The sequence below is a fragment of the Pseudomonas oryziphila genome (assembly GCF_003940825.1).
Classification (GTDB): Bacteria; Pseudomonadota; Gammaproteobacteria; order Pseudomonadales; family Pseudomonadaceae; genus Aquipseudomonas; species Aquipseudomonas sichuanensis.
In genome coordinates this window covers 4,611,390-4,623,061 of the sequence record NZ_CP034338.1, presented here as the reverse complement: position 1 = coordinate 4,623,061, position 11,672 = coordinate 4,611,390, and the positions used below count along the sequence as shown (strand labels likewise).

Annotated in this window: 11 protein-coding genes and 3 tRNA genes; 7 read left to right on the top strand and 7 right to left on the bottom strand. The window is 60.6% G+C overall.

Features of this window, described 5'->3' with window-relative positions; translation table 11 throughout:
• Positions 1-197: 197 nt before the first annotated feature.
• From EJA05_RS21670 to EJA05_RS21660, 3 genes are all read right to left on the bottom strand, one after another.
• Positions 198-274, bottom strand: a tRNA-Met gene (locus tag EJA05_RS21670).
• A gap of 131 nt (positions 275-405) precedes the next feature.
• A tRNA-Met gene (locus EJA05_RS21665) sits at positions 406-482 on the bottom strand.
• A 135-nt stretch (positions 483-617) separates the two neighbouring features.
• Positions 618-694 (bottom strand) — tRNA-Met (locus tag EJA05_RS21660).
• A 210-nt stretch (positions 695-904) separates the two neighbouring features.
• Between EJA05_RS21660 and dinB the strand changes: the two genes are divergently transcribed.
• The gene (gene dinB / locus EJA05_RS21655; protein ID WP_190306095.1) at positions 905-1,963 is read left to right on the top strand and encodes a DNA polymerase IV; all 1,059 of its coding nucleotides are present in this window, start codon (positions 905-907) and stop codon (positions 1,961-1,963) included.
• 46 nt (positions 1,964-2,009) lie between these two features.
• Here dinB and EJA05_RS21650 read toward each other — a convergent pair whose 3' ends face one another.
• The 3 genes from EJA05_RS21650 to EJA05_RS21640 all read right to left on the bottom strand — a co-directional run bounded on the left by EJA05_RS21650 (position 2,010) and on the right by EJA05_RS21640 (position 6,138).
• Entirely contained in the window at positions 2,010-2,963 is a 954-nt protein-coding gene (locus tag EJA05_RS21650; RefSeq protein WP_125465153.1) for a hypothetical protein, read from the bottom strand.
• A 21-nt stretch (positions 2,964-2,984) separates the two neighbouring features.
• Complete coding sequence (locus EJA05_RS21645; RefSeq protein ID WP_125859828.1) at positions 2,985-4,700, bottom strand: proline--tRNA ligase; 1,716 nt, start codon at positions 4,698-4,700, stop codon at positions 2,985-2,987.
• A gap of 157 nt (positions 4,701-4,857) precedes the next feature.
• Positions 4,858-6,138, bottom strand: coding sequence for an OprD family porin (locus EJA05_RS21640; protein ID WP_125859826.1), 1,281 nt, complete (start codon positions 6,136-6,138; stop codon positions 4,858-4,860).
• Between the two features lie 747 nt (positions 6,139-6,885).
• On the opposite strand from EJA05_RS21640, the gene EJA05_RS21635 reads away from it, so the two are divergent.
• Positions 6,886-7,305 (top strand): HIT family protein, encoded by a 420-nt coding sequence (locus EJA05_RS21635; RefSeq protein ID WP_125859824.1) that lies wholly within the window; start codon positions 6,886-6,888, stop codon positions 7,303-7,305.
• Between the two features lie 3 nt (positions 7,306-7,308).
• Positions 7,309-7,515 carry a SlyX family protein gene (locus EJA05_RS21630; protein WP_125859822.1) on the top strand — a complete coding sequence of 69 codons (207 nt, stop codon included), beginning with the start codon at positions 7,309-7,311 and terminating at the stop codon, positions 7,513-7,515.
• An 18-nt stretch (positions 7,516-7,533) separates the two neighbouring features.
• On the opposite strand, the gene EJA05_RS28670 is transcribed toward EJA05_RS21630, so the two are convergent.
• Positions 7,534-8,124, bottom strand: coding sequence for a cold-shock protein (locus EJA05_RS28670; RefSeq protein ID WP_125465148.1), 591 nt, complete (start codon positions 8,122-8,124; stop codon positions 7,534-7,536).
• Between the two features lie 303 nt (positions 8,125-8,427).
• On the opposite strand from EJA05_RS28670, the gene EJA05_RS21620 reads away from it, so the two are divergent.
• The 4 genes from EJA05_RS21620 (at position 8,428) to aspS (ending at position 11,605) form a co-directional block, all read left to right on the top strand.
• On the top strand, positions 8,428-8,901 hold the full coding sequence (locus EJA05_RS21620; protein ID WP_016392255.1) for a Dps family protein: 474 nt from the start codon (positions 8,428-8,430) through the stop codon (positions 8,899-8,901).
• A 181-nt stretch (positions 8,902-9,082) separates the two neighbouring features.
• Positions 9,083-9,451 (top strand): ribbon-helix-helix domain-containing protein, encoded by a 369-nt coding sequence (locus EJA05_RS21615; RefSeq protein WP_125859820.1) that lies wholly within the window; start codon positions 9,083-9,085, stop codon positions 9,449-9,451.
• A gap of 62 nt (positions 9,452-9,513) precedes the next feature.
• Positions 9,514-9,735 (top strand): FmdB family zinc ribbon protein, encoded by a 222-nt coding sequence (locus EJA05_RS21610; protein WP_003254776.1) that lies wholly within the window; start codon positions 9,514-9,516, stop codon positions 9,733-9,735.
• Between the two features lie 94 nt (positions 9,736-9,829).
• Positions 9,830-11,605, top strand: a complete 1,776-nt coding sequence (aspS, locus tag EJA05_RS21605) for an aspartate--tRNA ligase (RefSeq protein WP_125465146.1) — start codon at positions 9,830-9,832, stop codon at positions 11,603-11,605.
• Positions 11,606-11,672: the final 67 nt, after the last annotated feature.

Genomic DNA, 11,672 nt, shown 5'->3' with positions numbered 1-11,672 from the left:
ACGTGTCCAGATATTACTCCGGCCCATGTAGTTAATCTGTTTCAGGATAGTTAAAGATAGTTCATTCAGCTATGTGGATCAGCCGCGGAGGCGAGGCGGGAGGCGCACTGCGCCTGGTCTGCGTGGCTCAATGCGATGAGCCGGAATGCAACAAGCCCCGCACTATCTTTCGATAGGCGGGGCTTGTTCTGACGATATGGTTGCGGGAGCCGGATTTGAACCGACGACCTTCGGGTTATGAGCCCGACGAGCTACCAGGCTGCTCCATCCCGCGTCAGTGGTGCGCATTCTACCGATTAGCGAGTGGCTGTCAAGCACAAATGCTTGATTTACTTGAACTTTTCAAAACTGCCGAACGTGGGCAATAAAAAAGGCCACTGTAAAAACAGTGGCCTTTCTAGAATCTGGTTGCGGGAGCCGGATTTGAACCGACGACCTTCGGGTTATGAGCCCGACGAGCTACCAGGCTGCTCCATCCCGCGTCAGAGGTGCGCATTCTACGGATTATCCAAAAGCTGTCAAGCATTAATGCTTAATAATCTCTAAGGTTTATCCGAAATGCTTTTCAGGGATCAATAAAAAAGGCCACTGTCGAAACAGTGGCCTTTTCTTTAATCTGGTTGCGGGAGCCGGATTTGAACCGACGACCTTCGGGTTATGAGCCCGACGAGCTACCAGGCTGCTCCATCCCGCGCCGGTGAGATCGAATTCTAAGGAATTCCTTCCCGATGTCAAGTTTTAAATCAAAAAAACCTTTCCCGTTCAGACTCTTAGCGTGCCAGATCGGTGGCTGACCCAGTGTTGACGGGGGTTTCAGGCCGATTGTCGTGTACACCCTGTCTCCGTTCATGGGGCTTGGGGTAATATCTGTATGAATTTACAGTACTGGCTGTCGTCCATGTCCTTGCGCAAGATCATTCATGTCGACTGTGACTGCTTCTACGCCGCCATCGAGATGCGTGACGACCCGCGCCTGGTGGGGCGCCCCATGGCGGTGGGTGGGCAGCCAGGGCAGCGTGGGGTGATTGCCACCTGCAATTATGAAGCGCGGGCCTATGGCGTGCGCTCGGCGATGTCCTCGGGGCATGCCATGAAGCTGTGCCCAGACCTGCAGATCGTCAAGCCTCGCTTCGAGGCCTACCGTGAAGCGTCGCGCGAGATACACGCGATCTTCCGTGACTACACCGAGCTGATCGAACCCTTATCACTGGACGAGGCTTATCTGGATGTCAGTGACAGCCAGTGGTTTGCCGGCAGCGCCACGCGCATTGCCGAAGATATCCGCAGGCGTGTCGCGCAGCAGTTGCACATCACGGTTTCTGCCGGGGTGGCGCCCAACAAGTTCCTGGCCAAGATTGCCAGTGACTGGCGCAAGCCCAACGGCCTGTTCGTGATTACCCCGGATCAGGTGGAGGCGTTCGTCGCCGCGCTGCCGGTCGCTCGTCTGCACGGGGTAGGTAAAGTCACTGCGGACAAGCTGTCGCGGCTGGGTATTGATACCTGCCTATCCTTGCGTGATTGGTCGCGCCTGGCATTGGTCCGTGAATTCGGCAGTTTCGGTGAGCGCTTGTGGGGGCTGGCGCGGGGGATCGATGAGCGTGCGGTGCAAAATGACAGCCGTCGCCAGTCGGTCAGCGTGGAAAACACCTACGATCATGATCTGCCGGACCTGGCCAGTTGCCTGGAAAAACTCCCCGACCTGCTGGCCAGCCTGAACGAGCGGATTGCCCGGATGGACAGTAGCTACCGGCCCGACAAGCCTTTCGTCAAGGTGAAGTTCCATGACTTCAGCCAAACCACCCTGGAGCAGGCAGGGGCAGGGCGTAGCCTTGATAGTTACCGGCAGTTGCTCAGCCAGGCGTTCGCGCGCGGGGGCAAGCCCGTGCGCTTACTGGGCGTAGGTGTGAGGTTGCGTGATCTGCGCGGCGCCCATGAGCAGTTGGAGTTGTTCGAAGACACATAAAGAAGGGGCGCGATGTGCGCCCCTTGCTGTTATTGCGTCAAGCCATTCATTGCGCGCCAGGGTCGGCGACCAGGCGGCCGGTTTCCTTGGTCAACGTCTTGAGGAAGTCCTGCTGCAGTTCCGGATCGTTGCGAGTCAGCTCGATCAGGCTCTGCTCCAGCTCGCTGGCTTCCTCTTCCAGGCCCAGCTCTGAGAGGCGCTTGACCCGATGTACCCACTGGCCGACATCGTCGTCTTCGAGGTCATCGAAGATCAGCTCGTGCGCTTCCAGCAGCTTGCCACGCAGGTTGCCGCTTACCAGCAGGCTGGCATCGCCACGCACGCCGTTGTCCTCGTCGACCACCTGCAAGTGCAGGGTGCCAACGTGCTTGAGGTTCTGCTCGGAGAACGGGCTGTCGAGCAGGTTCAGGCGTAGAACACCGTTCTTGTCGGTGGTCAGCTCGTGGGTCATCTTGCCAGCCTTGACCTCGACCAGGCGCTCGTTCCAGGGCACGCTGGTGAACTCTTCGCGCTTGCCCTTCTCGACTTCGCTGATGCCGGCCAGGTTCTGTTGCGCCCGGCCGTTGGACGGCGTGTTCATGAAGGGGTTGAGCCCTGCCACGCCATAGCTGAGCCAGTCGTGGGTCATGCTCTCGGGCAGGTTGCCCAGGGCGAACACGTTGGCCACGTTGGCGCCGATACCGGCAACCACCGCAACCGCACCCAGCGGGATCTCGTAGATCTCCCGCCAGGGCTGGTAGGGCGTGTAGCGGTCGTATCGGCGGGTCACCTCGAATTCGGTGACCTCGAAGCGCTGCTGTTCGTGAATGCGCACGCGCCGTTGCGGAAGCTCCATGACCTTGGGCTCGCCGACATCGATCTGCAGACTGTGTTCGAGCAGCTTGCGCTCGACGCGCTCTTCATGGTCGCTGCGCTGGGGCATCTGGTTGGCGCAACCGCTGAGGAGCAGGGCGCCGCACAGTGCGGCGCCCCCCAGGGTGTAGGTACTTCGCTTGGACATGATCACTCGCGCAACGGTTTATCAGCGGCGGATACGGGCCTGCAGGAAGCTCAGCACTTCATTGAGCGGCAACGCCTGGGCGTCTTGCTCGGTGCGGTGCTTGTATTCCAGGTTGCCTTCAGCCAGGCCGCGATCGCTGACGACGATGCGGTGCGGGATGCCGATCAATTCCATGTCGGCGAACTTGATGCCGGGGCTGGTCTTCTTGTCGCGGTCGTCCAGCAGCACGTCGAAACCGGCAGCGGTCAGTTCGGCGTACAGCTTGTCGGTGGCTTCGCGTACCACGTCGGTTTCGTAGCGCAGCGGTACCAGGGCGATCTGGAAGGGAGCCAGGGCGTCGTTCCAGATGATGCCCTTGTCGTCGTAGCTCTGCTCGATGGCAGCGGCGACCACGCGGGATACGCCGATGCCGTAGCAACCCATCGACAGCACCACCGGCTTGCCGTTTTCACCCAGCACCTGGCACTTGAGCGCCTCGCTGTACTTGGTGCCGAGCTGGAAGATGTGGCCGACTTCGATGCCGCGCTTGATGACCAGGGTACCTTGGCCGTCCGGGCTCGGGTCGCCTTCGACGACATTGCGCAGATCGGCGACTTGTGGAACCGGCAGGTCACGCTCCCAGTTCACGCCGAAGTAGTGCTTGTCGTCGATGTTGGCACCGATGCCGAAGTCGCTCATCAGGGCGACCGAACGGTCGATGATGCATTCCAGCGGCAGGTTCAGCGGGCCGAGGGAGCCGGCGCCGGCACCAATCGCGTCGCGCAGTTCGGCTTCGCTGGCCATGACCAGTGGCTCGGCAACCTGTTCCAGCTTGGTGGCCTTGATTTCGTTGAGTTCGTGATCGCCGCGGACGATCAGGGCGATCAGCTTGCCTTCTTCGGCGCCATGCACGATCAGGGTCTTGACGGTCTTCTCGATCGGCAGGCCGAAGTTTTCCACCAGTTGCGCGATGGTCTTGGCGTCAGGGGTGTCGACCAGGCGCAGTTCTTCGGTTGGGGCCGGGCGCACGGTTTCGCGCGGGATGGCCTCGGCCTTCTCGATGTTGGCGGCGTAGTCGGAGCTGTCGCTGAAGATCACGTCGTCCTCACCGGAAGAGGCGAGCACGTGGAATTCGTGGGAGTAGTTGCCACCGATGGAACCGGTGTCGGCCTGCACCGGACGGAAGTCCAGGCCCAGGCGGGTAAAGATGTTGCTGTAGGCCAGATGCATGCGGTCGTAGGTTTCCTGCAGGGAAGCCTGGTCGGCATGGAAGGAGTAGGCGTCCTTCATGATGAACTCGCGGCCGCGCATCAGGCCGAAGCGCGGACGGATCTCGTCACGGAACTTGGTCTGGATCTGGTACATGTTCAGCGGCAGCTGCTTGTAGCTCGACAGCTCGTTGCGCGCGAGGTCGGTGATGACCTCCTCGTGGGTCGGGCCGACGCAGAAGTCGCGGTTGTGGCGGTCCTTCAGGCGCAGCAGTTCTGGGCCGTACTGTTCCCAGCGGCCGGATTCCTGCCACAGCTCGGCGGGCTGGATGCTTGGCATCAGCACTTCGAGGGCACCGGCGGCGTTCATTTCCTCGCGGACCACGGCCTCGACCTTGCGCATCACCCGCAGGCCCATCGGCAGCCAGGTGTAGAGGCCGGAGGCCAGCTTGCGGATCATGCCGGCACGCAGCATGAGCTGATGGCTGATGACCACGGCATCTGCCGGAGTTTCTTTTTGGGTGGCGAGCAAATATTGACTGGTGCGCATGGTGAGCCGTGTCGATTGCCTGAATGTGAAATGACCCCGCATTGTACGGGGGCGAGACGAAAGCGTACAGAATGCAGCAGTCGTGCGATTGTGTCAGCCATGAAAAAGCCCGGCCTAGGCCGGGCTTTTTCATTCGCGAAGCGTTGCAAGCACAGGCTTACAGGATGCTCAGCGGGTACTCGACGATCAGGCGCAGTTCGTCGATCGAGCTCGAACCGTAGTAAACGCCATCGCTGGAGCGGTAGGTAGCTTGACGGACGCGGAAGCTCAGGTCTTTAGCCGGGCCTTCCTGCAGCACGTACTTGACGTCTACGTCGCGTTCCCATTCCTTGCCGTTGTCGGTGCCAGTGACGTTGGCGCCGGTACCGCGGACGTAACGGGTCATGAACGACAGGCCTGGAATGCCGTACTCGGCGAAGTTCAGGTCGTAGCGAGCCTGCCAGGATTTCTCGTCTTCGGCGTTGAAGTCGGAACGGGCAATGGAGTTGGCCAGGAAGATGGTGCCGCCGCCGTCCACGCCGTAGGCGTAGTCGCCGTCACCGGTGACCTTCTGGTAGGCCAGGGTGAAGGTGTGGGCGCCGATGTTGTAGGCGCCGGACAGGCTGAATGCACGGTTGTCCAGTTTGTCGCCGTCGAAGGCCTTGACCAGGGCAGCGCCGTCGCTCTTGGTGTCATAGATGTTGAAGTCGAACACCAGGCCTTGCTTGTCGGAGATCGGCAGTGCCCAGTTGATGTTGGCGTAGTATTTGCGCCAGTAGTCTTCAACCTTGGAGTAGTACAGGCTGGTGCTCAGGGTATCGGTAAAGGCGTAGGTGCCGCCGAGTACGTCAGCTTCCTTGAGGTGCAGGCTGTCGCGGTTGGTCTCGGCTTGCGCGGTCAGGCTGGTGAAGCGACCGGCGTGCAGGGTCAGGCCCTTGATCTCGTTGCTGGTGATCAGGCCGCCCTGGGCGATCTCTGGCAGCAAGCGGCTGTCGTCGGTGGCGAAGACCGGCAGTGCGGTGAACTGGTCGCCGACCTTCAGCACGGTGTCGGATACGCGGAATTTGACCGCGCCGCCGCCTTTCGAGTAGTCATCCTGCGAGCGACCGTCGGAACCGGTCGGGAACAGGCCGGTGCCGGCGCGGCCTTTGCCGCTGTCCAGTTTCAGGCCCAGCATGCCGATGGCGTCGACGCCGACACCGACGGTGCCTTGGGTGAAGCCGGACTCGTAGGTACCCAGGAAGCCCAGGCCGGTTTCTTCAACGCGGCTCTGACGGTTGCCGTCTTCGTCGCGCTCGTTGTTGCGGAAGTCACGGCTGAAATACAGCATCCGGGTCTTGACGTTGAGCTTGCTGTCTTCGAGGAAACCCTTGGATTCATCCTGCGAAGAGGCGACAGCAAATTGCGAGGTCCCTGCTGCTACGGCCAGGGCGATCATGCTCCACTTCATCACGCGCATCGTGATTTGCTCCTTTGGTTTTTAGGAAGAGTACCGCTGCGCCCAGGTGTTTTAGTTATAGGGGCAGCTCTTTCTTGTTATGTCGGCGAAAATGTATATCACGCTGACTATTCTTGGCGATACGGGCAAAAACAACCTTTCGATAACTTTATGGCCGTGTCGCGTACAGTTATTTCCATGTCGCAAATCACGCCCTGTTTAGTTGGGCGTACAACGCCAGCGCTGTTGTCAAGCCATCAAAAGTGCGTAATCACAAAGTTGTGGCCTGCAAACTCCCTGGTGGATCCGATGCCGCTGTTGTTATTTGTCGCGTCCACCCGACGATGCAGGTGTCGTGCCGACTTGGCGTCAAACGAATGCAACAAGCGTGCTCAAAATCACGAACGTTTGATGAAATTTTCACAGTTGCCGAAGCGGTAGGGTGGAAATCACCGTAAACACGGGGCGGCGCCTGTCTTATGGTGTGCCATAGATCAATGTCCTGCTTGTTGGCAACAGTTGCCTTCAAAGTCAAGGTGTTACCCGTAACTGTTGATCCTGCGTGTTTTGTGTGAAGAAAGTGTGGTGGTGCGGTGACGATTGGCATCATTTTGGTGCGAAAAGTAGCGTGGTGTTACCGCCGCCGGCTCAAACGGGGGCGCATGCCTGTTGGGTGCGCATCCTCGCTGATGTGGCAAAAGTGGAAGCAGGGTATCCTTCGCCCCTGTTTTCGCCCTGTGGGGCGTCATTGTTTTCAGGAGGTACGCCGTGTTCACTCTCGATTCGCGCCTGCAGCAGGATTCCCTGGTGCTGGGCGATCTGCCGCTATGCCGCTTGCTGTTGAGCAAGGATGCCAACTACCCCTGGTTCATCCTGGTGCCGCGTCGTGCCGACATCAGCGAGCTTTTCGACCTCGAGGAGGTTGATCAGCAGCAGCTCTGGCAGGAAACCAATGCCTTGGCCGAAGCGTTGAAGGATGCCTTTGCCGCCGACAAGATGAACGTCGCCACGCTCGGTAACGTTGTCAGCCAGTTGCACATGCATGTCATCGTCCGTCGCCACGGCGATGCCGCCTGGCCTGCGCCGGTGTGGGGCAAGGTGCCGGCCATCGACTATGCGCCGGAACAGGTGGAAGGCATTCGCCAGCGTGTGCGTGCGCTGCTCGGTGAAAGCTTCAAGGAGGCCTGAGGCATGTCGCTGGAAATGCAGATCGTCGAGCTCCAAACCCGACAGGCGTTCCAGGATGACACCATCCAGGCGCTGAATGACGTGGTGATCGAACAGGGGCGGGTGATCGAGCGCCTGCAATTGCAGGTGGCCGAGTTGATCAAGCGTTACGAAGAGATGGTCGGCCAGTACGGCAGCGAGGGAGAGGAGGCTCCGCCGCCTCATTATTGAGGGCGGCGGAGTCTGTGGTCAGCGGCGCGAGACCGCGACCACGTCTTCGGCCTGCAGGCCCTTGTCACGGTGCATCACCGAAAACTCCACGCGCTGGCCTTCGACCAGGACGCGGTGGCCTTCGCCACGGATGGCGCGAAAGTGCACGAAGATATCGTCACCGGTATCGCGGGAGATGAAGCCGAAGCCCTTCGAGGTATTGAACCACTTCACCGTACCGGTATCGCGCAGACCTGCGTCTTGCGCTACGCCCTGGCTGCGGGCTTTGCGTGGCGTGCGGGCAAAACCTGCTGCCAGGTGCAGGGCGCAGGCGAAGATGGCGCAGGCCAGTGCGGGCAGGCTGCCCAGTTCCGGGCGTGCCAGCAGGGTAAGCGTCTGCAGGGCTACGGCCAGTACCAGCAGGATGCTGGTCGCGCGCTGCAATTGCTGGCGCATGCCGTTGTAATACAGCGGCAGGGCCGGGGCCAGGATCAGGTTGAGCAGCCCGAGCAAGGCCAGGTATACGGCCTCGGGTTGTTGCAGCAGGGGTGTGGCGTCGGTTCTGAGGCTGGGTATGAGCGATAGCAGCAAGGCAGCCACGCCCGTCACCAGATGGACGATCTTGAACATTTGATTAGGCTCGCATTGATAAGGCCGATCACAGGATGAGCTGGCTGCACGGTGCGCGTGAGGTGTAAGCGCAAAAACGTGACAGGCCAGCCTATGCACCCGGCAATAACAGTCCGCACGGGTGGCACGCTGCCTATTTAACAGCAAAGGCGCAGGCATCTCAAACCGCGTGCGCCGGCTGGACGTCGCGGCCTGCGTGGCGAGGAATCTCTTGCTAGGGTTTGTAGGGTTGTCGCGCAGTCACGTCTCACAGTGACTCGCGCCCGCTTGATCATCCAGGCCTACTAAGGAGAGGGGAGCGTCATGGCAATCGATATCGGTATCAGTGAAGAAGATCGCAAATCCATTGTCGAAGGGTTGTCCCGATTACTGTCGGATACCTATGTGCTGTACCTGAAAACCCACAATTTCCACTGGAACGTCACCGGCCCGTCGTTTCGCACCCTGCACCTGATGTTCGAGGAGCAGTACAACGAGTTGGCGCTGGCAGTGGACTCCATTGCCGAACGCATCCGCGCGCTGGGTTTTCCCGCGCCGGGTTCCTATGCCTTTTATGCGCGCCATTCGTCGATCAAGGAGGAAGAGGGGGTGCCCGTCGCCGATGAAATGATCCGGCAACTGGTGCAGGGCCAGGAGGCGGTGGTGCGCACCGCGCGCAGTATCTTCCCAGTGGTGGACAAGGTCAGCGACGAACCAACCGCTGACTTGCTCACCCAGCGCATGCAGGTGCATGAGAAAACGGCCTGGATGCTGCGGGTATTGCTCGACGGGAAGTAATTGCTGCTTGATTCTTGCGCAAGCATTGAAGGGAGGGGCGGCGCCAGGGAAGGTGCCGTGCTCTGTTCGTTTGGGGGGAAGACTTTGCTGCTGCTATCTGCATGCGTGGCAGCGCTTCATTGACGGCCAGGACCCTGTCCGGAGCGACGGACGGGGATGTTCGTGACGATGGAGCGAAGCGATGTACGGTGTTACGCAAGGAGTAAATGCTGGGAGCAGGCAAGGGCAGGGGAGTGGTCGGCCGCGCATTGACCCGTTCAAGGTTGATTTCGACATGCAGCAGGCCGGGCCGGTGTCGCGTTCGGTACGGCTCAATGGTTTTGCAACCTGTCTGCGCCTGGAGGCGGTCTACTGGCGGATCCTTGAACGGATTGCCCAGGCCAATCGGTGTTCGGTCAGTGCTGTGCTGTCCTATGTGGACCGTGAGGTGCACCTGCGCCATGGCGGGGTGAGGAACTTCAGTGGCCTGATCCGGGTGATCTGCGTGGCTTGGCTGCAGGATGCGTCGGATTCACACTGTTCGCCAGGCGGGCTGCACTGCTCCGGTTAACCATATATAATCCCGCTCTTTGCTGCCGTGGGCAGCCTGCAATGTGGTTGACGAGAGACACCATGCCCCTTTACGACTATCAATGTGCATCCTGCGAACACCGCATGGAGGTGTTGCAGAAGATCAGTGCTGCGCCGCTGACCGATTGCCCGGCGTGTCAGGCCCCGGCATTGAAGAAGCTGCTGTCGGTCCCCGGCTTTCGCCTGAGTGGCAACGGCTGGTACGAGACCGACTTCAAGACCGGGGCAAAAAAGAATCTGGCAGGCGGCGACAAGGCCGACTGAGTTGAATTGCACCGACCGGGTCTTGCAGTATTAGCCCCTTGGGCGGCGAAGACCTCCACCGAATACACGAATCACGAGAAGCGAAACCACGACCATGATGCGCAGCCATTATTGCGGCCAACTGAACGAGAGCCTGGACGGCCAGGAAGTCACCCTTTGCGGCTGGGTCCATCGTCGTCGCGACCACGGCGGGGTGATCTTCCTCGATATCCGTGACCGCGAGGGCATGGCCCAGGTCGTATTCGACCCGGATCGCGCCGAAACCTTCGCCGCCGCCGACCGCGTGCGCAGCGAATACGTGGTACAGATCACCGGCAAGGTGCGCAAGCGTCCGGAAGGCGCGGTAAACGCCAACATGGCCTCCGGCGCCATCGAGATCCTCGGCTACCAGCTGACCGTGCTCAACGAAGCCGAAACGCCGCCGTTCCCGCTGAACGAATACTCCGACGTTGGCGAGGAAACCCGTCTGCGTTACCGCTTCATCGACCTGCGTCGTCCGGAAATGGCCGAGAAGCTGCGCCTGCGTTCGCGCATCACCACCAGCATCCGCCGCTTCCTCGACGAAAATGGCTTCCTTGACGTCGAGACGCCGATCCTGACCCGCGCCACCCCGGAAGGCGCCCGCGACTACCTGGTGCCGAGCCGTACCCACGCTGGCAGCTTCTTCGCCCTGCCGCAGTCGCCGCAGCTGTTCAAGCAGCTGCTGATGGTCGCGGGCTTCGACCGCTACTACCAGATCGCCAAGTGCTTCCGTGACGAAGACCTGCGTGCCGACCGCCAGCCGGAATTCACCCAGATCGACATCGAGACCAGCTTCCTCGACGAATCCGAGATCATGGGCCTCACCGAGAGCATGATCCGCAAGCTGTTCAAGGAAGTGCTGGATCTGGAGTTCGGTGAATTCCCGCACATGACCTTCGAAGAGGCCATGCGTCGCTACGGTTCCGACAAGCCCGACCTGCGTAACCCGCTGGAACTGGTTGACGTTGCCGACCAGCTGAAGGACGTCGACTTCAAGGTGTTCGCCGGCCCGGCAAACGATCCTAAATGCCGCGTCACCGCCCTGCGTGTGCCAGGCGGCGCGAGCATGCCGCGCAGCAAGATCGACGAGTACACCAAGTTCGTCGGCATCTACGGTGCCAAGGGCCTGGCTTACATCAAGGTCAACGAGCGCGCCAAGGGTGTCGAAGGCCTGCAGTCGCCGATCGTCAAGAACATCCCCGAGGCCAACCTCAACAACATCCTCGATCGCGTGGGTGCGGTCGACGGCGACATCGTGTTCTTCGGCGCCGACAAGTTCAAAGTCGTCAGCGAAGCCCTGGGCGCACTGCGTATCCGCCTGGGCCACGATTTCGAACTGCTGACCTGCGAGTGGGCCCCAATGTGGGTCGTCGACTTCCCGATGTTCGAAGAGAACGAAGACGGCAGCTTCACCGCACTGCACCACCCGTTCACCGCGCCGAAATGCACCCCGGAAGAGCTGGAGGCCAACCCGGCCACTGCACTGTCCCGTGCCTACGACATGGTGCTCAACGGCACCGAGCTGGGTGGCGGTTCGATCCGTATCCACCGCAAAGAAATGCAACAGGCGGTCTTCCGTCTGCTGGGTATCGAGGCGGCGGAACAGGAAGAGAAGTTCGGCTTCCTGCTCGACGCCCTGAAATTCGGTGCGCCGCCCCACGGTGGCCTGGCCTTCGGTCTGGACCGCCTGGTCATGCTGATGACCGGTGCCCAGTCGATCCGTGAAGTGATCGCCTTCCCGAAAACCCAGAGCGCCGCGTGCGTGATGACCCAGGCCCCTGGTCTGGTCGACGCCAAGGCCCTGCGCGAGCTGCACATCCGTCTGCGCGAGCAGACCAAGGTCGAGTAATTGCGACCTCGGGCGCATCGGTAGCTAGCGCTGCGCCCACGTATTCCACGCGTTCCGCCCTTCGGGG

What these genes read in the sequence shown, in the direction of transcription:
- EJA05_RS21650 (WP_125465153.1), bottom strand. Translation starts at nt 2,963, where the DNA reads ATGTCCAAGCGAAGTACCTACACCCTGGGGGGCGCCGCACTGTGCGGC.
- EJA05_RS21645 (WP_125859828.1), bottom strand. Translation starts at nt 4,700, where the DNA reads ATGCGCACCAGTCAATATTTGCTCGCCACCCAAAAAGAAACTCCGGCA.
- EJA05_RS21640 (WP_125859826.1), bottom strand. Translation starts at nt 6,138, where the DNA reads ATGCGCGTGATGAAGTGGAGCATGATCGCCCTGGCCGTAGCAGCAGGG.
- EJA05_RS21630 (WP_125859822.1), top strand. Translation starts at nt 7,309, where the DNA reads ATGTCGCTGGAAATGCAGATCGTCGAGCTCCAAACCCGACAGGCGTTC.
- EJA05_RS28670 (WP_125465148.1), bottom strand. Translation starts at nt 8,124, where the DNA reads ATGTTCAAGATCGTCCATCTGGTGACGGGCGTGGCTGCCTTGCTGCTA.
- EJA05_RS21620 (WP_016392255.1), top strand. Translation starts at nt 8,428, where the DNA reads ATGGCAATCGATATCGGTATCAGTGAAGAAGATCGCAAATCCATTGTC.
- EJA05_RS21615 (WP_125859820.1), top strand. Translation starts at nt 9,083, where the DNA reads ATGTACGGTGTTACGCAAGGAGTAAATGCTGGGAGCAGGCAAGGGCAG.
- EJA05_RS21610 (WP_003254776.1), top strand. Translation starts at nt 9,514, where the DNA reads ATGCCCCTTTACGACTATCAATGTGCATCCTGCGAACACCGCATGGAG.
- aspS (WP_125465146.1), top strand. Translation starts at nt 9,830, where the DNA reads ATGATGCGCAGCCATTATTGCGGCCAACTGAACGAGAGCCTGGACGGC.